Source organism: Aeromonas sp. 95A (genome assembly GCF_051919235.1).
GTDB classification, from domain to species: domain Bacteria; phylum Pseudomonadota; class Gammaproteobacteria; order Enterobacterales; family Aeromonadaceae; genus Aeromonas; species Aeromonas veronii.
Genome location: NZ_JBQBFC010000001.1, coordinates 591,395 through 611,891, shown reverse-complemented (window position 1 = coordinate 611,891; position 20,497 = coordinate 591,395). Strand labels below are relative to the sequence as shown.

Here is a 20,497-nt window from a genome sequence, read left to right as displayed (position 1 = left end):
TTGCATGCTCCAGCCCGCCTGATGAGGTATAATGCGGCACTATTTTTATGGGTTCCCCGTGAGCGTGATGAAAGAATTTTTTGCAACCTGCCCCAAGGGGCTGGAAAACCTGTTGGCCGACGAGCTGACCACCCTGGGCGCAGAGCAGGTCCGTGAGACCGTGGCTGGCGTTCACTTCAAAGGCGAACTGGCAATTGGCTACAAGGCCTGCCTGTGGAGCCGTTTTGCCTCCCGTATCGTGCTGGTGCTCTCCGAATTCCAGATGAACGACGATCTGGATCTCTATCTGGGCGCCCACACAATCCCCTGGGAAGAGCACTTCTCCGGTACCTCTACCATCGCGGTGGACTTTACCGGTACCAACCCCGCCATTCGCAATACCCAATATGGCGCGCTGAAGATCAAGGATGCCATCGTCGACCGCTTCACCAAGCGCGGTCACGTGCGTCCGGACGTGGACAAGAAGTCGCCGGATATTCGCATCATGGCGCACCTGGGCAAGGGCAAGGCCAATATCACGCTGGACTTGTCAGGCCCGGCACTGCACCAGCGTTTCTATCGTCAGGGAACAGGTGAAGCACCGCTCAAAGAGAACCTGGCCTGCGCCATGATTGCCCGTAGCGGCTGGGCCGGTGAGCCCATGATGGACCCGATGTGCGGTTCCGGTACCTTGCTGATTGAAGCGGCCTTTATCGCCGCCGACATGGCACCGGCGCTGCGCCGCGAGCGCTTCGGTTTCGAGCGCTGGCTGCAGCACGATAGCGAGCTGTGGCAGAGCCTGATGATGGAAGCGCAAGTGCGCGCCAAACGCGGCATGCAGCGTTGCGAAGTGAAGCTGTTTGGTTGCGATGCAGACCAGCGTGTGCTGCTCAAAGCCCGGGATAACGCCAAAGCGGCCGGTGTGGCTCACCTGATTACCTTCAAGCAGGCCGATGTCACCAAGCTGGAAAACCCGCTGCCGATGCCGGCAGTGGAAGGGGAGGCCCGCCAGGTCGGTATGCTTATCTCCAACCCGCCTTACGGCGAGCGTCTTGGCGAGTTTCCGGCGCTGCTGGAAGTGCATCAGGCCCTCGGCGATGCCCTGCGTCGCAGCTTCCAGGGGTGGAGAGTGTCCATTCTTTCCGCATCGCCCGAGCTGCTCAGCTGTCTGCGCCTGCGCGCCGACAAGCAATATCGCCTGTTCAACGGCGCCCTCGAGTGTCAGCTGCGCAATTATCAAATCGCACTGGACTCCGTGGCTTCCCAAAAAGAGGTCGCGCAGGACTTTGCCAACCGTCTGCGCAAGAATCTGAAAACCCTCGAGAAGTGGGCCAATAAAGAGGGCATCGATTGCTATCGCATCTACGATGCCGACTTGCCGGAATACAACGCCGCCATCGACCGCTATCAGGACTATCTGGTGGTGCAGGAGTATGCCGCGCCCAAGGACATCCCCGCCCAGAAGACCCGTCAGCGTCTGCTCGACATGGTTCAGGCCGCCATCAAGGTGACCGGCATGGACGGCGAGAAGGTTATCCTGAAGGTGCGCGAGCGTCAGGAAGGGAAACAGCAGTATCAGAAGCTCTCCGAAGAGCAGCACCGGATGGAAGTGCAGGAGTACGGTGCCAGGCTGTGGGTCAACCTCTACGACTATCTGGATACCGGCCTGTTCCTCGACCATCGTCAGACTCGACGCATGCTGGGTCAGATGGCCAAGGGAAAGCGGTTCCTGAACCTGTTTGCCTATACCGGCAGTGCCACCGTGCACGCAGGTCTTGGCGGTGCCAGCGAGACCACCACGGTGGACATGTCCCACACCTATCTGAACTGGGCGCAGGACAACATGCGTCTTAACTCGCTGGTGGGCCGTCAGCACAAGTTTGTCCAGGCCGATTGCCTGAAGTGGTTGTCTGAAGCCGATGATAAGTACGACCTTATCTTCATCGATCCGCCCACCTTCTCCAACTCCAAGCGGATGGACGAGAGCTTCGACGTACAGCGCGATCACCTGCTGCTGATGCAGCACCTGAAGCGCCTGCTGGCGGCGGACGGCACTCTGGTCTTCTCCAACAACAAGCGTCACTTCAAGATGGATCTGGCCGGTCTCGAGGCCACAGGTCTCAAGGCCCAGAATATCACCCAGAAGACGCGGCCGAAGGATTTCGAGCGCAACCAGCACATCCACAACTGCTGGATCATCACCCATGCGTCGGAGCAAGGTGAGGCGTGATGCTGACCCTGTTTCATACCGACGGTTGCCACCTGTGCGAGCAGGCTTGGGCGCTGGTGGAGGAGGCCGGCCTTGCCGCTACCACCCGTCAGTGCGACATCATGGATGATGAGCTGTGGCTTGCCGCCTATCGGGTGCGCATTCCGGTGCTGCGTGACGAAGCAGGCCGCGAGCTCGGTTGGCCCTTCACACTGGCCGAGCTAAAAAGCTGGGCCGCCCGTCAGGGGTGAGAGTGATTTGACGATAAAACGGGGGCAGACCCAGTCTGCTGCCCGTTTTTTTCATATGAAATAAGGAACACACATGGCTCTTTTAACATTGCACGGCGCATGTCTGTCGTTCAGTGATTTCCCGCTGCTCGACAATGCCGAATTGACCATCGAGCGGGGCGAGCGCCTCTGTCTGGTTGGCCGCAACGGGGCGGGCAAGTCCACCCTGATGAAGGTCATTGCCAGCGAATTGCCGCTGGACGACGGGCGTCTGGTGCTGCAACAAGATTTGAAAGTGACCCGCCTTGAGCAGGATCCGCCTGCTTCCAGCGAGCTGACGGTGTTTGACTATGCCGCCGAAGGGCTGGCGGGGGTGGGGGAGCTGCTCAAGCAGTACCACCACATCTCCATGGAGCTGGCGAGCGATCCGTCAGATGCCAATATTCGCAAGATGAGCGAGTTGCAAGAGCAGCTCGATTATCAGAACGGCTGGCAATTCGAGACCCGCATTAGTCAGGTGTTGACCCTGCTGGGGCTGGATCCCGATGTGACCCTCGATAGCCTCTCCGGTGGCTGGCTGCGCAAGGTGGCGCTAGCCCGTGCGCTGGCTTGCGATCCCGACTTGTTGCTGCTCGATGAGCCGACCAACCACCTGGATATCGAGGCCATCAACTGGCTGGAAGATTTCCTCAAGGATTTTCGCGGCGCCATCGTCTTTATCTCTCACGATCGGGAGTTCATCCACAAGTTGGCCACCCGGATCATCGATCTCGATCGCGGCGCCATCACCTCCTGGCCGGGCAACTACGACGAGTATCTGCAGGGGAAAGAGGAGTGGCTGAGGGTCGAAGAGCTGAAAAATGCCGAGTTCGACCGCAAACTGGCCCAGGAAGAGGTGTGGGTGCGTCAGGGTATCAAGGCTCGCCGTACCCGTAACGAAGGTCGGGTGCGCGCCCTTGAGGCGATGCGGATGGAGCGTTCCCAGCGTCGCGAGTTGCAGGGCAAGGCCAAGCTGCAACTGGACGAGGTCAATCGCTCCGGCAAGCTGGTGTTCGAGACTGAAGGGCTGGGGCTGGATTTTGGCGATCGCACCCTGTTCAAGGGGCTCGATCTGCAGGTGCTGCGCGGCGACAAGATTGCGCTGGTCGGCCCCAATGGCTGCGGCAAATCGACCCTTATCAAGCTGTTGCTGGGTCAGCTTGAGCCAACCCGTGGCACCGTCAAGGGGGGCACCAATCTGGAGGTGGCCTACTTCGATCAGTACCGCGAGCAGCTCGACCCCGAGCAGACAGTGGTGGACAACGTCGGGGAGGGCAAGCAGGAGGTGATGGTGCGTGGCCGCTCCCGTCATATCCTCGGTTACCTGCAGGACTTCCTGTTCGAGCCCAAGCGGGCCCGTACGCCGGTCAAGGCGCTCTCCGGTGGCGAGAAGAACCGGCTGCTGCTGGCCAAGCTGTTCCTCAAGCCGAGCAACCTGCTGATCCTCGATGAACCGACCAACGATCTGGATGTGGAAACCCTGGAGCTGCTGGAAGAGCTGCTTTCCGACTACCCCGGCACCCTGCTGCTGGTCAGTCACGATCGTCGCTTCATCGACAACACAGTGACCGGCTGCTGGCTGTTTGAAGGGGATGGCCGCATCAGCGATTACGTGGGTGGTTACGCCGACATGATGGCGACCCGCGAACAGCAGAACGCTCAACAACAGGCCAGGAGTGCAACGGTCAAGGCGCCCGAGCCGGTCGTTGCCGCCGCGCCAGAAGCGCCGAAGAAAAGCAAGAAGCTCTCCTACAAGCTGCAGCTTGAACTGGAAGGGTTGCCTGCTCTTCTTGAGCAGCTGGAAGCCGAGCTGGATGCGCTGCAAAGCGAGATCAACCAGCCCGGGTTCTTCTCGCTGCCGGCAGATAAAACCCAGCCGAAACTGGATGCGCTCAATGCCGCTGAAGCCGCGCTGGAGCAGGCATTTGCTCGCTGGGAAGAGCTGGAAGGACTCAAAAATCAGGAGTAAGTTCCCTGTAATTAAAACTTAATCCAGTTCAGTGCCTTGTGTCACATAGCCCGGTTAGGGTGGAAGTTTTTGTTTGACCGAGTGCGCTCGCAGGAGTAAAGATGAAAGCGACCGATGCAGAATTGGTCGCTTTTTTTGTTCCACGAAGAGGGTCGTAGATGATGAAGAGACAGAAGCGGGACCGTCTGGAAAGAGCTCGTGCTCGTGGTTATCAGGCTGGCGTGGTCGGCAAACAGAAAGAAGCGTGTCCGTATCAATGCCTGGATGCCCGAGGGCATTGGCTTGGTGGTTGGCGTGACGCCATGGAAGGGCGGGGCTCAGGCCTCTTCATGAAGTAGCAGGTACTTCATCACTCATTACAAAAGGAAAGGGGCCGTTGTGGCCCCTTTGCGTTAATGCTGTTTTACTACCAATCAGAGAGATCAGAATGCGGTGGTATCTTTAAACAGGCCCACTTTCAGGTCGGTGGCGCTGTAGATCGGACGGCCGTCGACTTCGACCACACCATCAGCAATCCCCATCACCAGCTTGCGGTTGATGACGCGCTTGAAGGTGATCTTGTAGGTCACTTTCTTGGCAGTCGGCAGGATCTGGCCGGTGAATTTCACTTCACCTACGCCCAGAGCACGACCCTTGCCGGGGCCGCCTTTCCAACCCAGGAAGAACCCAACCAGCTGCCACATGGCGTCCAGACCGAGACAGCCAGGCATCACGGGATCACCCGGGAAGTGGCAATCGAAGAACCAGAGATCCGGAGTAATGTCGAGCTCAGCCAGGATCTCGCCCTTGCCGTGTTCGCCGCCGTTGTCATTGATCTTGACGATGCGGTCCATCATCAACATGTTGGGGGCAGGCAGCTGACTGTTACCCTCACCAAACAGTTCGCCACGGCTGCAAGCCAGCAGCTCTTCACGGGTAAAAGAGTTCTTGCCCTGTTCGCACAGGGAAAGGCGGGCTTCCATGGTGGTATTGTCTACGGTCACGCGGTATTTCCTTCAAATGGGTCAAAGCCGGGCCAATTTAGCTTACAGTTGTTCGCTAAACAACTCCGATCACTTCATCAGCGGCCAAACAGGCGCCCCAGCAGGGATTGCAGCAGTCCGACTTTGGCAGTGGAGCCGTTCAACTCGTCCAACCGCTCCTGAATACGGCCAAACAGGGTATCGGGCATATCAGGCTCACCGGCGACACAGCCAGTGAGCAACTCGATGGCCTCTTCCACATGATCCACCGGGTGGATGTGGAACTGGCCCGCTTCAACCGCTGCAATCACCTCGTCAGAGAGGTTCAGCTGCTGGATGTTGGTGCCCGGCAAAATGATCCCTTGCTTGCCGGTGATGCCGTGGATTTTGCACACCCGGAAGAAGCCTTCAATCTTCTCGTTGACGCCACCAACGGCTTGCACATTGCCAAACTGATCGACCGCACCGGTCACGGCGAAGTGCTGATAGATAGGCTGGCGGGCGAGGGCAGAGAGCAGGGCACACAAGCCGGTCAGTGAGGCACTGTCGCCATCAATTTCGTGGTAAGACTGCTCGAACACCAGATTGGCCGACAGGGGGGAGGGGTTCTCTGCACCAAATTTGTTGGAAAGATAGCCGTGGATAATCATCATCGCCTTGGCGTGGATATGACCGGCCAGCTCTGCTTTGCGCTCGATATCCGCCACATCGCCATCACCCAGGTGTACGGTCGCGGTGAGGCGCACCGGCTCGCCGAAGTCATAAGGGTGACCGGAGACCTGAATGACAGACAGGCCGTTGATCTGGCCAATCTCTTCGCCATCGGTTTGCAGCAGGATCTGACCGTCGATAACCCCCTGATCGGACTGCTCAACCAGATAGTTGAGGCGGTAATCCTGCTCTTCCAGTGCGCCGCGAATATGCTCGTCGGTGACCACATCAGATTCCAGCTCCCGGGCCAGACTGTCAGCCATCCGCATGATGGCGGAGAGTTGCACTTCGGAGAGCGACAGCCACTCCTGATGGTCACAGAGGCGGCTGGCATGACGACAAAGGGCGGCGAGGGCGGCTGGCGTGAAGTCCAGCAGACTCCAACGCTGGCGCAGCCAAGCCAGGTACTGCAGAAATTCCTGCAGATCCTCTTCAATATTCACCTCTGACACCAGATCCGCGCGCAGGAAGATGCGTTCGGACATATCCCGATCCAGCATCTGGAACTCGGCCACGTCGAGTCGGTCACCGACCAGGATCAGCTTGAGCTTGATGGGGGTCGCTTCAGGCGCGAAGAAGGGGGTCAGGGTTTTCCCTTCCTGATAGGCGTTCCAGTCCAGCTCGCCTTTCTGCATGGCATTTTTCAGTTTGAACCAGAGGTGCGGCTGATCCAGCAGCTCGTCCAGTTGCAAAATGAGGTAGCCGCCGTTGGCTTCGCGCAGCAAGCCAGGCTCCAACAGGTGCTGGTTAGCATAGACAGAGCCTTGCTCTGTCTGGTAGTTGATGGAGCCAAACAGGGTATCCCAGTTGAGATCACGGCCATAAATCACCGGCGCTTCCTGCGCTTCGTGATGGATCAACAGGTTGATCAGAATGGGGTGCTGAAACTCCAGACCCAATGCCACGTGAGCCGCCAGATCGGAGAGGAAATCATCGATTTTTGGATCATTGTTCTGCTTGCGCATGATGCGGGTCACGATGCGTTCGGCATCGAGATGGTGGCTCAACAGCTTGAGCAGTTCGCCAACCATTTCGCAAAACTCGACGCCGGTGCCCGGTTGCAGGCGCAGCCAGATAGGTTTGTAGGGGTTGTTCAGATTCTCGGTGTAGCAGAGATCAAACAGGTCACCATCCTTGCCATTAGAGTCGGCAATCAGCGTCTGGCAAACGCCTTCGTAATCTGCGCCGGGGAATCCGTTGAGCAGCATGACCGGACAGTCACCATCAAAACTGGCAAGACGTTTGATGCCGGAAATGGCTCTGGGTTGCAGCGAAGCAAAGGGGATAGGTTCAAGCTCGCTAAGCTTGGGGAACTGTTCAATCGCAAAAGCGGGTTTTAATTGTTCTGATGTTAATTCAGCCACTTAAGACATCCGGTCGAAGATAGGATCAATTGTTGCCATTATACACAGTTCAATAAGTGGTGACAGGAAACAAGATACTTGATTTAACATAATATACATTATGCGCAGTCATGCTTAGGGACATGACAAAGGGGCCGGAGGCCCCTATATACGAAGTCACAGCAGATCTTGATGATCTATACTGCCACGAGCATTTCCGATGGGAATGAAGACATCAAAGGTTCTCGGCTTTTCTTATCGTGCCAGATGCAAAACACCAAGGTCACACCGGTAAGGCTTTGGCTATTCTTCACTGTCATCGACGGCCCGCCACTACGAAGCCTTACTGCTGCACCAGGCTCAAAACGAGTATGCAAATAGCCATATTGCTCCTGATTTTCTTGCAACTTCAGAATGCGGCTTGGGAAAGTCCATTCTATAGGTTCGCCGCCCATGTCGGTGTTGAACCAGACACAGCAAGCATCAATCCCTTTGTCATCTTCATCTTCGGCAGGTTTAACGGTCATGGGGTAACTACCGCCCGACAGTGTAACGACTTGCCCAGGATAGAAGTATTGGTATTTTTGCATCATCATTCCTTGTTATGCCAAAAACTATGTTTATAGGTAAGCGAGAGCTGCTTTATAGACGATATGCAGATCTCGAGTAATATTCAGGGTCATATTGTCGGTTGATTTAAATCCATCTAGAAAACCAGCCGGTCTTCTTGCCGATTCTTCAAAGCGTTGATGCCATGAGTGGTCATCAGTCACGATGACCGGATCACTACAATCAGGAAACTGGTCTGCAGTGATATCGATAATGTATCCACTGACCTCTAACCAAGCATGGGATTGCTGGTTATCAGCTGAGCCGCTGACGTAATCGATGTCATTGATTCCTTGTTTATAAAGGTATTCGGCGAGAATATCGCTGATATCCCCACACGTCCCAGCCGGAAATTGTCTGAAGTTCGCTGGCATAGAACCCCAGTCTAAACGTTCCAAAGCCAGACGAAAGTCGCTAGCGTGCTTCCTAAGCTCAAAAATGTTCATAAATCCCTCGTCAGGGACAAGACGCCGATAAATAGGGTTATCGGCATCATTGTGAGAGATAACAAGACTTGTTGAAAGCAGTATTTTCCTTAGCTTAAAGGATCAGGATCGAGGCTACACACAGACCTCCAGCGATCTGACTGCCCAAAGCAGAAGGACAATATCTGGTTGATTCCCCTGCAGATGCTCTTGCAGCGACAACAGAATAACACAGTCAACCGCCCTGCCCCACATCACCGAAATGTCCCATTTTGAGACAAGAGTTCACTATTAAATCAATACGTTGTGCGGAATCCCCCTCACTTATTGAGCGTTATGTTTGATTTTCACCGTTATAACTATCGTCATTACCGTGAATATTCTTGGAAATCTCTGTCCCCTACTTGAGAGGTCTCTCTCTGGAAATATTGATACTCCTTCTTGTAAAACAGCCATAAAAATGCCGACTATCGCGATAGATTCCCCTCCCCTTAATCCTCACGGTTTATTGTTGTGGCTGGCATGATTGCGACTTTTTTGGAAGTCGGGTCAATTCATATTCAAGGCACGTTTGGCGATGGCCAATGTGGATGGCTGGCAGGTCAAGTAGAGGTTGCTGTTGAACTGCTGCAATATGCGTTTGAGCTCGTTCATATCATCGGGATGGAGGGTTAAGGACCAGAGTGCTCGGGGCTGGCCGTGATGGAGGCCATTGGTATAGATAATGGTGCAATCTTCGATACGCAACTCTTTGCAGTGGGCCTCCATCTGCAGGCCCACATCCGGAAACCAGATATGCAGCGTGCCTGAAGAGATAAAGGTGAACTGGGCTATGAGAGACCCTTTGCCAACGATCCTGAAGGTCTTTTCCACCACTGCCACTTGCATACCCGCTCCTTGGTATCTTGTTAATATTGATATCAATATCACCAATGATGACTGGATATGCAAGTGTGATAACAAGGCGCTGTTCAACCGAATATGACTGCTTCCGGCATGTTACTTAGCTTTCGGCATCGGGTGTTCTCGGTGTTTCAGCAAACAATTCCGTTTTTTGCTTCTCTGCTACGGGATAAATATGTATGCCGCAGATGGCAAGGAGCCTGTTCTGAATCATCCATGTGAGCCAAAAATATTTCCTGAACCGATTGCCATCCAGAGAAGTACAAAATCGCCGCACCAACTTCTATGACATCCCAAACAAGCCATTCTGTGTTCTAAGAGCAGTCAATACAAATCAGGGTCATGTCACGTTGTTTGTTAGTTCTTGTGAATGTTATCTCTCATATGTTGGTTCAATCGGTCCAGCGGCTTTTGCTGGGCGCTCTCATGTCGTTCACTATTGCTGGTGTGCAGGTATTTCGAAGTGGTGTCGATGCTGTCATGCCCTGCATCGGCCTGTACGTGGGAAAGCGGTCTCCCATGCAGGTTGATGTCATGGGTGATCCCGGTATGGCGGATCGCATGGGGAGAGAGTTGCCGCATTTCGGCTGCATCCTGGACAAATCCATCCTGCTCTGCCAATTCTGCGCCTTTACCGATGATCACCATGATCAAATCCCGTAACTGGCGAATACCGAGATTGGCGTTTAGCTCGCCCTGCTCGCGGCCGTGGGCTGCCGCTTTATGACGAACGAACAGTGGCGTCTGTTCATCCGGTGTCGGCAAGGGAGAGAGACCGAGGAAACGGCGGTAGCGTTCGAGTGCCGCCAACAGCGCTTGGGATACCGCTACGGTACGCCGTTTACCCCCTTTGCTTTGCGGAATAAAGTAGCCCCAGACGCCGGTTTTGCGATCCCGCCTGAACTGCCCCATCACAGGTGTAAATCCCGGCCGGGCAGCAACCTCAGAGATCCGCAGATAGCAGGCGTACATCAGAATGGTGAGAAAACGGCTGCGCTCATGCTGCTCCGGATGGTCGTTGGCAAGGGTATCGGCAGCTTGCATCACGTATGACCACTGCAACTCGCTGAAGGCCTGTACCTGATCATCGGTCTCCTGCTGTTGCGGCCGTTTGACCCGCTGCAGTAGCAGAGCGGGATTCCTGTCCATGTACTCATCCTGGATCAGGAACTGGAAGAAGGCCGACAGGATGGCGAGCTTTGTCTTCATCGCCTGCTCGCTCAGGCGATAGGGCAAGGTGCGGCCCAGATCCCGCTTGCCGAGAAACGGTCGCCATTGCGGATTGGGCAACCGCTCTCCCCACTCCTTATCGAGGATAAACTGCGCCACGTTGCGATAGGCGATCAACTCGTCAGGTGGGGACTGACAGTAATCGAGATAGCGGATCATGATGCGGCGAGTGAGATCTTTCGGGCTGATGGCCGCCTCGCGAAAGCACCAGTGCAAAAAGGTGGTCAGTTCGCTGCGATAGGTTTTGTAGTTGTTTTCGCTGTTGCGCTGCTCCAGCAGCCAGTCGACCGCCAGTTCGTAAACCAGTCCGGCATCGGGCACATCGTTGAGGCTGAGGTTGGCAAGGTACTGATTGACCTGCGGGTTGCCCGCTTCCAGATAGATCAGGCTGTCAAACAGCGGCATGGCGGGCGGCAAGGATAATGGGTGTTGAGTCATGGTGTTGCTTGTTGGTGATGAGATGAATCGATATGAGTCTGTGAGCCGAGACGATAGAAGATAGAAAAGGGCTCGTAATGCATGAAGGCGACTTCTGTTGGTGTTTGTACTGTCACTTGTTGCTGCGGAGTGAGGCTGTCTGGAGCGAGATGGACGACTCCCTCACGCTTATTTGCTCGTTATTTTCTCGTTGATTTTGCTGACGTCGCTCATCGCCGCTCGCTATTTAGTTATGCATGGGATATGCACAGTTGTTAAAAAATTTTCGGGGTAAATAGCCGCAAAAATGGTTTTAAATGCAAACTAAGTGAATGGGCTTGGCTATCTACCCCGAGACATAGCAGGCCTGGGCAATCAGGCCACCTGTTTGAGTGGCTTCTCTTTGCGCTTGGCAGCTGGAGCCTCTTCCTCTTTCGCGCCAGCCTGAATCTTGCCGCCACGCAGCAGGGTTTGCAGCACATCACGCTGCTCTGCCAGGTAGAATGCCAGACTCTCTTGCTGCTCTGGCGCCAGCTCGATCGGGGCACCAGCCAACAGGGTCATCAACTCGTCGGCCGTATCCAGCAGCTTGTCATAGGCATCGGCCTCTTTTTTGCTGGCAAAGGTCATTTTTTCCACTCCCCCACGAACAACCACATATTTTATCTCGACAGCCATGATGGCCTCCTCTTGGTGATGATGGGTAGAGTGTATGTATGGATATACAGTATTGCAAGTAACCTCACCGGAAAAGAGTTCGCCGGGGTTTAGCGGCAAAAGCGGCGCTGGATCAAGCTGTCTCAAAGTGCCATTTGACTTCCACGCCTGACTGGTCGGATCATGGTCTTATGACGATCGTACGACACCTGTTTATCCTGCTGATGGTTGAGGTGCTGCTCCTCGGGAGCATCGCCCACCTGGTCGTGGGGCTCCCCTGGTTGCTGACCCTGCTGTTTGTGGTGTTTGCCCTGTTGGGTCTGCGCTGTCTGGTGGTGCTCGGCAGCTGGCTGTTTACCCGCTTCTACCCCTCCCCGGCCATTGGCGCCTGGCGCAGGGTGAAGATGATGGCCCAAGAGATGCTGGCCTACCTCTACACCTTTACCTGGTTGCTGCCGTTCGAGCCTTTACTGATGGCACCCGATCGGCTGCACCCATGCCCGCGCCCCGTATTGCTGGTGCATGGTTACGGTTGCAGTCGCGGGATCTGGCGTACCCAGCGTGCCCGACTGGAAGCCGCAGGCCATGTGGTCGCCACCATTACCCTGATGCCGCCGTTTGGTCATATCGATGAGATGGTGCCACTGCTGGCCACCCGGATTGACGATGTGCTGGCGCAGACCGGGGCCGACCAGCTGGTGCTGGTCGGTCACAGCATGGGCGGGCTGGTCTGTCGCGACTATCTGGCTCTCCATGGCGGTGACAAGGTTGCGTGCCTGATCACCCTGGCCACCCCCCATCAGGGCAGTCAGCTGGCCGCCCTTGGACTGGGGGCCAACGCCCGCGAGATGGAGCCCGGTTCCGGCTGGTTGCAGCGTTTCGCTTCGGTGCCGCTTTGCGTGCCCGGCATCTCGGTGCGCACCAGCCATGACAACGTGGTGATGCCGCAGGAGCGGCAACGGTTGGTGGGGATGGACGATATCGAGTTGTCCGCCATCGGCCATCTTTCGCTGCTCTACTCCCGCCGCACCACCGATCTGCTGCTTGATCTGCTGGCTCGGGCCTGACCTTCCTTAATCGTTTTGCCAAATAAAACAGGGGCCTGATTGCTCAGGCCCCTGTTGATCTCTTTATCCTATCATCCGGTTAGAAGTGGATCCCCTTGATCAGGGTGGAGACGGCGACCTGATCGGCGGTGGCTTTGGATTTGTCACCATCCTTGGGATCGGCAAAGGTGCGGAAACTGGTGTTCATGATCACCTGGGCGACCCGCGGTGCCAGCGCATGAACCACCTGACCGAACACCCCGAGGCGGGTCGCCAGCCGCACATGCTTGTTGATGATGGTATCGCACACCAGATCCGCAGCCTCTTCCGGCGTCATCATCGGCACCTGCTCATAGACCTTGGTCGGAGCGACCATCGGCGTTTTCACCAGCGGCATATTGATGATGGAGAAGCTCACCCCCTTGTCGGCAAACTCGGAGGCGGCGGTGCGCACCCAGGCATCGAGGGCCGACTTGGAGGCAACATAGGCGGAGAAGCGCGGCGCATTGGTCAACACCCCGATGGAGGAGATGTTGATGATGTGCCCTTTTTTCTTCTCAATCATGGTGGGCAGTACCCCCATGATCACCTTGAGCGCCCCGAAGTAGTTGAGCTGCATGGTACGCTCCAGATCGTGGAAGCGCTCGAAGGAGTCCTCAATGGAGCGGCGGATTGAGCGGCCGGCGTTGTTGATCAGGATATCCACCCCGCCGTGTTCCTCGACAATCTGCCGGGTGATCGCCTCACCCTGCGCCAGATCGGCCAGATCGCCCTGATAGACCTGCATGGTGAGCCCCAGTTCGGCAAACTCGGCCTGGGTTTCGGCAATTTTCTGCTCATCGCGGGCGATGGTCACCACGATGGCCCCTGCCCCCGCCAGCTTGCGCGCGGTTGCACGGCCAATGCCGGAGGTGGCACCAGTCACCAGCACCACTTTTCCTTCGACCCGACCGCGCAGGGAGCGATCGATAAAGAGCTCGGGGTCGAGATGGCGTTCCCAGTAATCCCACAGCCGCCAGGCATAGCTGTGCAGCGGCGGCACTTCGATGCCGGTGCCTTTCAGCAGACGCTGGGTCTCCCGGCTGTCAAAACGGGTCGGGTAGTTGATGAGGCGGAAGATATCCTTGGGCAGCCCCAGGTCGGCGATGGCGGCATCGCGAATGCGGCGCACCGGCGTCATGGTCATCAGCATTGCCGTCAGGTGGCGGGGAATGAAGCTGAACAAAGAGGCGTTGATGCGAATGGCCGGTTCCGGTGCATGGGCGGCACGGGAGAAGGTGCTGAGCATGTCGCCAACCCGCATCGGATTGGGATCGGTCAGGTGGAAGGTCTTGTTCTCCTCGCCGTCCTGATGGGCGATATGGGCCATGGCATCGACCACAAAGTTGACCGGCACGATATTGATGCGGCCCCCTTCCACCCCGATGGCCGGCATCCAGGGTGGCAACAGGCGGCGCAGCTTCTGAATGGTCTTGAAGAAGTAGTAAGGGCCATCGATCTTGTCCATCTCGCCGGTATTGGCGTCACCGACGACGATGCCCGGCCGATAGATGCGCCACGGAACGGTGCACTCGCTCCGCACAATCCCCTCCGCTTCGTGCTTGGTCTGGAAATAGGGCATATCGAGGTGCTCGGCCTCGTCGAACATGTCTTCCCGAAACAGACCGTCAAACAGGCCCGCTGCGGCGATGGAGCTGCAGTGGTGGAACTGCTGTGATCCCAACCGCTCGGCTAGTTGCACCGCCTGACGGGTCCCTTCGGTATTCACCTGTTGCTGGATGCCCGCCTTGGCGTTGAGATCGTAGATCGCCGCGAGATGGAAAAAGTGATCGATCTGGCCGCGGAGTTGCTCCTGCTCGGTGGCTGAGACCCCCAGCAGTGGCAGCGTCATGTCGCCAATGATCGGCACGGCTCTTTGCTCATCCACATTCCAGAATGCAAACAACTCCGGCAATTTATCCTGATGAGAGGCACGCATCAAAAAATAGACCCGATTCTCGGGCGCGCGTTCCAGCAATTTTTTGATCAACCTGCGCCCGATAAAGCCACTTCCGCCTGTGATGAAATAGTTCATGTCATTGTTCCGCTACTGATTTGGCTGTTACTTACCGTTAGATATATCACGCTTCATATGGAAATCTGCAATTCGATTGCCGGTTCGTGAGCCATCCCTTATTTCCACCCATTCACTATTTCGTTATTAGGTAGAACCCTCTATTTTTTGTCCCTAGACTGGAGTTGAAAAATCAGTAATGCCACAACCGGATTGCAGTTGTCGTTGTCGCCATTACGTTTAACTGTCGTTATTCAAGGAGAAGATCATGGCTAAGAAATTGAAAGCACTGGCAGGGTCAGTGACCGACAACCAACTCACCTCCACCATCAAGGAGTCCACCCAGCAGATCTGGTTGGCGGGTCTGGGTGCCTATGCCAAAGCACAGGAAGAGGGTGGCAAGATCTTTGAAGCCCTGGTGCAGGAAGGGGAAGCGCTGCAGGCCAAAACCCGTCAGAGCGCCGATGAGAAGATTGCCGCTGTGACCGACAAGACCGCCAATACCTGGGGCCGTCTGGAGCAGGTGTTTGAAGATCGCGTCGCCCGCGCCGTGGCCAGCCTCGGCATCCCGACCCGCAAGGATATCGACAAGCTCTCCAAGCGCATGGCCGAGCTGACCGATGTGGTGCAGCAACTGCTGGATGCCCAGGACGAAGAGGCCCCTGAAGCCGAAGCCAAGCCGGCAGCCGCCAAGAAGCCCGCCGCTCGCAAGCCGCCGGTAAAAAAAGCGCCGGTAGCCAAGGCTAAAGAGGCAGTGGTCGAGCAAGCCGCCGATCTGCTCTCCGCCGCCGAAGATGCGGTGAAAGAGGTGAAGGCCAAAGCGGAAAGCGTCCTGCCCTGATCCCTCACGGTGAAATAAGGTAGTTGATACCGGCCCATGCCCCTCGCTGGGCCGGTCTTGTCATGGAGAGAGTCATGGATAGGGAGGCGACGCTATGAGTACCATCGCAATTGCCCTTGCCGGCGGCGGGCCGCTCGGTGGCATCTACGAGATCGGTGCCTGCGCGGCGCTCTCCGACAGCATCAGCGGTCTGCGTCTCGACCATGCCGACATTTATGTTGGCGTGAGCTCGGGGGCCGTGGTGGCATCGGCACTGGCCAACGGTATCTCCCCGGCGAAGCTGGTGCGGATCCTGCTCAGCGATGATGCGGGGGAGATGTTTGACCCGGCGACCTTGCTGCGCCCCGCCTTTCGGGAATACGCCGAACGCCTGACCTCGATCCCGCCGCTGGCGTGGCAGAGTCTGACCTACTATCTGGCGGCCCCCTGGAAGCGCAGCCTGTTTGAGTCGTTGCAGGGACTTTCCAAGGCCATTCCGACCGGACTGTTTGACAACCGCGGGGTGGATCGCACCCTGACCCAGTTTTTCTCTCGCCCCGGCCGCAGCAACGATTTTCGCCAGCTGCGCAGCCGGCTGTTTGTGGTGGCCACCGAACTCGACACCGGTCATCCGGTCGCCTTCGGTAGCCCCGGGCTCGATGACGTGCCCATCTCTGCGGCGGTACAGGCGTCAGCCGCCCTGCCCGGCCTCTTTCCCCCTTCATTGATCAACGGTCGTTACTATGTGGACGGGGCGCTGATTAAGACTCTGCACGCTTCGGTAGCGCTGGAAGAGGGGGCGGATCTGGTGTTCTGCATCAATCCGCTGGTGCCCTATGATGCGGACATGGCCGCCGGCGCGCCGACCAATCTGGTGGACAGCGGTCTGCCGGTGGTGCTGGCCCAGACTTTTCGCGCCATCATCCACTCCCGTATGCATGTGGGGATGGATCGCTACAAACACCAATATCCCGACGCCGACGCCCTGCTGTTTGAGCCCTCTTCTGCTGATGGCGAGATGTTCTTCACCAATGTGTTCAGTTACCGGGATCGTCGCCGCCTCTGCGAGCACGCTTACCAGCATACCCGCCGCGATCTCTGGCAGCGCCGTGACGAGCTGGCGCCGGTGCTGGCCAAACATGGCCTCGAGCTCAATCTGGCCACGTTGGCCGATGAAGATCGCACCCTGCTGGCCCCCGGCATTGGCTCGGTCGCCGCCCTCGACAAGTCGCTGGAGCAGTTGCAGCACTGGCTTGCCAAACGCTATCGCCACGGCGTGCGCCGTTCATCACCAAAGGAGTAGCATGGATCGCAAACCCAAACGCCGTACCCGGGAGCGGATCCTGACCACTGCCCTCGCCTGCTTCAATCGACAAGGGGAACCCAGCGTCACCACCTCGGCCATTGCGGCCGAGATGGAGATCAGCCAGGGCAATCTCTACTACCACTTCCACAACAAGGAGGAGATCGTCAACGCCCTGTTCTGCGAATTTGAACAGCAGATGGATCGCCTGCTGGAGGCGGTCAGCACCCCGTCCGATGAGCCCGAAGATATCTGGCTCTTTCTCCACCTGATGTTTGAAGCCATCTGGCAGTATCGTTTCCTCTACTACGATATCGCGACCCTGATGAGTGGTTATCATCAGGTGGAGCAGCGCTTTTCCGCCCTGCTGCGCCGCAAGGAGCAGACCGCCATCGCCATTTGCAACCATCTGCAAACGGTCGGGCTGATGGAGGGCACGGCGCAACAGATGCGCACGCTGGCAGCCAATGTGGCGCTGGTTGGCACATTCTGGATCTCTTACCAGCGGGCACTGCACCCCAAGGCGGACGCCGATATCGCCCTCGGCGTCTTTCAGGTGATGCAACTGGTCGCCCCCTATTTGCGGGCCGATGCCCGCGCTCATCTGGGCGCCCTCGCCCACCACTACACCGACAAGGTTTGATTCACATGCTACAGGGAGAACAAGCATGACCACTTCACAACTCGAATTTGTCCCCTTCCCCTACGCGGATGCGGCCTATGACTATGCCGGCCAGAAGCTGGCGGAAAACTGGGATCGTCTCCATCAGGGGGATGCCGAACCCTGGCCCGAGGATGAACAGGTACAGGATGCCTGGCGGGCCTATCATGCCGGGGATTTTGCCCGGGCCGTCGCCCTTGGCGAAGCGGCCGGTGAGGCTGGCCTCAATGTGGCAAACAAGGCGCTGGTGATCCACGCCAGCTACCTGCTGGAGGACAAGTATGCCAAGCGCGCAGCCTTCGAGCGGGCGGCCAGCCATGCCGAGAAGCTGCAAAAGCGTCAGCCCAAGAACGCCAACGCCTGGTATTTCCACGCGCTGGCCCTCGGTCGCTACAGTCAGGTCATTTCCATCTCCAAAGCCCTCTCGCAAGGAATTGGCGACAAGATCAAGGCAAGCCTCGAGAAGGCGCTGGAGCTGGCGCCAGATCACGCCGAGGCCCATATCGCCTTTGGTGCCTGGCATGCGGAGATCGTCGATAAGTTGGGGGCCATGATCGGCGGCCTCACCTATGGCGCCAAGAAGGAGGAGTCCGAGCGTCACTTCAAGGAGGCGCTGGCGCTGCTCCCCGACTCGGCTATCGCCCGCATGGAGTACGCCAACGCTCAGGTGATGCTGCACGGCAAGAGCCGCCTGAAAGCCGCCGAAGCCCTCTATGCCGAAGCGGCCGAGTGCGAACCCATGGATGCCATGGAGCGCCTCGATGTGGAGGCGGCGCGGGAAGAGCTCGAGGATTAACCGCCACTCCTGCCACTAAGAGGTAGTAAAACAAGAGGCCAACCCGCGGGTTGGCCTCTTTTATGATGGGTGCAGTCCGGTTGGCTACGCCGTCACCGGTCGCTCAAGTGCACACTCAACCGAGCAGCGCATCCAGTCCGTTGGGGTCAAACAATAGCTCCGGCTCCATCAGAACCAGCAACAGCAGTTGCTCGAACTCCACCGCAAACCGCTCGACCACCCGATCCGGATCCGGTACCAGCTTCTTGTCGGTGATTAGGCCCAGTTGCACCTTGTGATCGTAAGAGAGGATGGAGACGCCGACGCCGATATCCCCCGATTGCGGCACCCAGAACAGCGGCTGACGCAATTTTGCTCCAGCCAGATAGAGGGTCTGCTGCGGGCCAGGCACATTGGTGATCACCGCGCTGGCTTTGGCCGTGAGCAGCTCGACGGCCTGCTGCTGCACCGCATTGGGGGCCATGCCAAGGGCATGTAACAGGTTGAGCACCACCACGGGTTGTAGAGAAGTGCGCAGCGCCTGCATCCGGTCACGCACGGTATAGAGCCGCTGCAACGGGTGTTCAACATCCAGTGGCAAGTCCAGTGCCACCAGCCCGAAGCGGTTGCCAAGTGCCCCCTCATCATCCGGTGCTCGCATATTGACCGGCACCAGGGCGCGGATCTTGACCTTGTTGGCATCATCCCCCTTCTCCTGCAGGTAGTGGCGAAACGCCCCTGCGGTGGCGGCGATCAGCAGATCGTTGACCGAGCAGCCCAGTACCTTGCCCACGGCCTTGATATCCGGCAGATCAATTTGTTCCGACCAGGCCACCCGCTTGGTGCTGGTGGTCTTGCCCCGCAGGCGGCAGGGGGAGTCATCACCGAGGGTAGCGATATTGCACAGCTCGCTCGCCACATCCCGCCCGGTCTTGAGGTAATCCACCGCCTTGGTGGGATGGGTGACCACTTCGACATATTTGGACCAGAGGCTACCGGTCAGTTTGAGACCGGCCCGCACCAGACGGCTGCCCTGGTGGCAATCCTCCTCATCCTCGTCATCGCTGTCATCCAGTGGCTCCGGTGACGGTGGTCGCGGCTCCCCTTCCGGGGTGTTATCCATCATGGTCAGCATGGCCCGCACCAGCGAGAAGCCATCGCCCATAGCGTGGTGAATGCGCACCACCAGCGCTTGCCCACCCAGCGACGTGTCGGTCAGGTGCATATCCCACAGGGGGCGCTGGTGGTTGAGCGGCGTCGAGGCGAGATCGGCCACCAGCTTCTCCAGCTCCAGCTTGCCTGCTTCACCCGGCAGGATCACTCGCTTGAGGTGCTGATCGAGATCGAAATCGGGATCATGGCGCCAGTAGTAGGAGCCCCCCTCCAGCACGGCCCGCTGGTGGAAGCGGGGTTGCACCGAAATGGTATGGCGCAATCCGGCCCGCAGACGCGTTTCATCAAGCTCTCCTTCAAACATCAGGACACCGATGATCTGCATCAGGTTGTTGGGTCTGTCCATGCGTAACCAGGCGGTATCGACGCAGGAGATAAATTCACTCAGTGGCATGGTTGTTTCCCTACAAAATGAACTTACCGAGGCGGCAAATTGCTTCTGCCCTCATATCCGGATGAAGGCTTGATGCAATCAGAATGACATTAATGAGTGCCGACTCGAAATATGAAATAAAGATGAAAGATTACTTACAAAATAGAATCGAGACCTCGCTGGATAATAAATATGACAAACCATATGGCTTGCAAACTTATTTCAAACAGCCATCGTTTACAGCTGATTTATTTAAAAGCAGTGCAACGAAGAGTTTCAAACACGTTTGGGGCAAGGTAAGCGATTGTCGACATAATCGAGGATCTCTTGCTCCAGTACGCTGCGTACCGGCAACAGCATCAAACCAAGATGCACTTCCAGTTCCAGGTTCTCATCGTCCAGGGTGAGAGTGCCATGTACCCCTGAGCCGCGAAAGTGTAGCTCGGTCTCTTCTTCATCTGCCCATTCGCAATCGAGTTGATAGCTCTCGCTCATGTCCGCAGCGATGGCTTCGGCCGCGAGCCGTGCGGCGGCCAATCCCAGCGGATGCTGACGGCTGATCTGGATGATAGAGAGTGCGCTGCTGCCAGCGAGCGAGTTGAAGAACATG

19 protein-coding genes are annotated in these 20,497 nt (G+C 57.1%); 9 read left to right on the top strand and 10 right to left on the bottom strand.

Translation table 11 applies throughout. From position 1 onward, the window contains the following. Positions 1 to 31 precede the first annotated feature (31 nt). The 4 genes from rlmKL (at position 32) to rmf (ending at position 4,764) form a co-directional block, all read left to right on the top strand. Positions 32 to 2,209: a bifunctional 23S rRNA (guanine(2069)-N(7))-methyltransferase RlmK/23S rRNA (guanine(2445)-N(2))-methyltransferase RlmL gene (rlmKL, locus tag ACTG2U_RS02760; RefSeq protein ID WP_439973993.1), complete on the top strand. Its 2,178-nt coding sequence runs from the start codon at positions 32 to 34 to the stop codon at positions 2,207 to 2,209. Continuing rightward, on the top strand, positions 2,209 to 2,439 hold the full coding sequence (locus tag ACTG2U_RS02755; RefSeq protein WP_127005603.1) for a glutaredoxin family protein: 231 nt from the start codon (positions 2,209 to 2,211) through the stop codon (positions 2,437 to 2,439). Before rlmKL ends, ACTG2U_RS02755 begins: the two co-directional genes overlap by 1 nt. Before the next feature lie 73 nt (positions 2,440 to 2,512). Further along, positions 2,513 to 4,426 carry an ATP-binding cassette ATPase Uup gene (gene uup, locus ACTG2U_RS02750; RefSeq protein ID WP_439973992.1) on the top strand — a complete coding sequence of 638 codons (1,914 nt, stop codon included), beginning with the start codon at positions 2,513 to 2,515 and terminating at the stop codon, positions 4,424 to 4,426. Between the two features lie 158 nt (positions 4,427 to 4,584). Beyond that, positions 4,585 to 4,764, top strand: coding sequence for a ribosome modulation factor (rmf, locus tag ACTG2U_RS02745; protein WP_005315693.1), 180 nt, complete (start codon positions 4,585 to 4,587; stop codon positions 4,762 to 4,764). 84 nt (positions 4,765 to 4,848) lie between these two features. Here rmf and fabA read toward each other — a convergent pair whose 3' ends face one another. The 7 genes from fabA to ACTG2U_RS02710 form a co-directional block, all read right to left on the bottom strand. Continuing rightward, entirely contained in the window at positions 4,849 to 5,409 is a 561-nt protein-coding gene (gene fabA, locus ACTG2U_RS02740) for a 3-hydroxyacyl-[acyl-carrier-protein] dehydratase FabA (RefSeq protein ID WP_005336586.1), read from the bottom strand. Between the two features lie 77 nt (positions 5,410 to 5,486). Beyond that, positions 5,487 to 7,463 carry a Lon protease family protein gene (locus ACTG2U_RS02735; RefSeq protein WP_110303684.1) on the bottom strand — a complete coding sequence of 659 codons (1,977 nt, stop codon included), beginning with the start codon at positions 7,461 to 7,463 and terminating at the stop codon, positions 5,487 to 5,489. A 176-nt stretch (positions 7,464 to 7,639) separates the two neighbouring features. After that, a complete protein-coding gene (locus tag ACTG2U_RS02730; RefSeq protein WP_279487197.1) occupies positions 7,640 to 8,032 on the bottom strand; it encodes a DUF2158 domain-containing protein in 393 nt (130 codons plus the stop codon). A 30-nt stretch (positions 8,033 to 8,062) separates the two neighbouring features. After that, positions 8,063 to 8,497, bottom strand: coding sequence for a hypothetical protein (locus ACTG2U_RS02725; protein WP_439973991.1), 435 nt, complete (start codon positions 8,495 to 8,497; stop codon positions 8,063 to 8,065). A 528-nt stretch (positions 8,498 to 9,025) separates the two neighbouring features. Beyond that, on the bottom strand, positions 9,026 to 9,364 hold the full coding sequence (locus ACTG2U_RS02720; RefSeq protein WP_216948612.1) for a hypothetical protein: 339 nt from the start codon (positions 9,362 to 9,364) through the stop codon (positions 9,026 to 9,028). Between the two features lie 372 nt (positions 9,365 to 9,736). After that, a complete protein-coding gene (locus ACTG2U_RS02715) occupies positions 9,737 to 11,014 on the bottom strand; it encodes a tyrosine-type recombinase/integrase (RefSeq protein ID WP_439975101.1) in 1,278 nt (425 codons plus the stop codon). Positions 11,015 to 11,401: 387 nt separating this feature from the next. Then, positions 11,402 to 11,704 (bottom strand): YebG family protein, encoded by a 303-nt coding sequence (locus ACTG2U_RS02710; RefSeq protein WP_058051970.1) that lies wholly within the window; start codon positions 11,702 to 11,704, stop codon positions 11,402 to 11,404. 170 nt (positions 11,705 to 11,874) lie between these two features. On the opposite strand from ACTG2U_RS02710, the gene ACTG2U_RS02705 reads away from it, so the two are divergent. After that, the gene (locus tag ACTG2U_RS02705) at positions 11,875 to 12,750 is read left to right on the top strand and encodes an esterase/lipase family protein (RefSeq protein WP_213391400.1); all 876 of its coding nucleotides are present in this window, start codon (positions 11,875 to 11,877) and stop codon (positions 12,748 to 12,750) included. Between the two features lie 79 nt (positions 12,751 to 12,829). Here the strand turns inward: ACTG2U_RS02705 and ACTG2U_RS02700 are convergent, their stop codons facing one another. Further along, on the bottom strand, positions 12,830 to 14,803 hold the full coding sequence (locus ACTG2U_RS02700; protein ID WP_439973990.1) for an SDR family oxidoreductase: 1,974 nt from the start codon (positions 14,801 to 14,803) through the stop codon (positions 12,830 to 12,832). A gap of 247 nt (positions 14,804 to 15,050) precedes the next feature. Here ACTG2U_RS02700 and ACTG2U_RS02695 point away from each other — a divergent pair, with 247 nt between their 5' ends. From ACTG2U_RS02695 to ACTG2U_RS02680, 4 genes are all read left to right on the top strand, one after another. Next, the gene (locus ACTG2U_RS02695; protein ID WP_042655803.1) at positions 15,051 to 15,623 is read left to right on the top strand and encodes a phasin family protein; all 573 of its coding nucleotides are present in this window, start codon (positions 15,051 to 15,053) and stop codon (positions 15,621 to 15,623) included. 94 nt (positions 15,624 to 15,717) lie between these two features. Beyond that, complete coding sequence (locus ACTG2U_RS02690; protein ID WP_439973989.1) at positions 15,718 to 16,905, top strand: patatin-like phospholipase family protein; 1,188 nt, start codon at positions 15,718 to 15,720, stop codon at positions 16,903 to 16,905. A gap of 1 nt (position 16,906) precedes the next feature. Then, positions 16,907 to 17,548: a TetR/AcrR family transcriptional regulator gene (locus ACTG2U_RS02685; protein ID WP_005345492.1), complete on the top strand. Its 642-nt coding sequence runs from the start codon at positions 16,907 to 16,909 to the stop codon at positions 17,546 to 17,548. A gap of 25 nt (positions 17,549 to 17,573) precedes the next feature. Next, entirely contained in the window at positions 17,574 to 18,362 is a 789-nt protein-coding gene (locus ACTG2U_RS02680) for a hypothetical protein (RefSeq protein ID WP_429012322.1), read from the top strand. 115 nt (positions 18,363 to 18,477) lie between these two features. On the opposite strand, the gene ACTG2U_RS02675 is transcribed toward ACTG2U_RS02680, so the two are convergent. Both ACTG2U_RS02675 and ACTG2U_RS02670 read right to left on the bottom strand, forming a co-directional pair. Then, complete coding sequence (locus ACTG2U_RS02675; protein WP_439973988.1) at positions 18,478 to 19,908, bottom strand: wax ester/triacylglycerol synthase family O-acyltransferase; 1,431 nt, start codon at positions 19,906 to 19,908, stop codon at positions 18,478 to 18,480. Positions 19,909 to 20,163: 255 nt separating this feature from the next. Continuing rightward, on the bottom strand, positions 20,164 to 20,496 hold the full coding sequence (locus ACTG2U_RS02670; RefSeq protein ID WP_279496231.1) for a polyhydroxyalkanoic acid system family protein: 333 nt from the start codon (positions 20,494 to 20,496) through the stop codon (positions 20,164 to 20,166). Position 20,497: the final 1 nt, after the last annotated feature.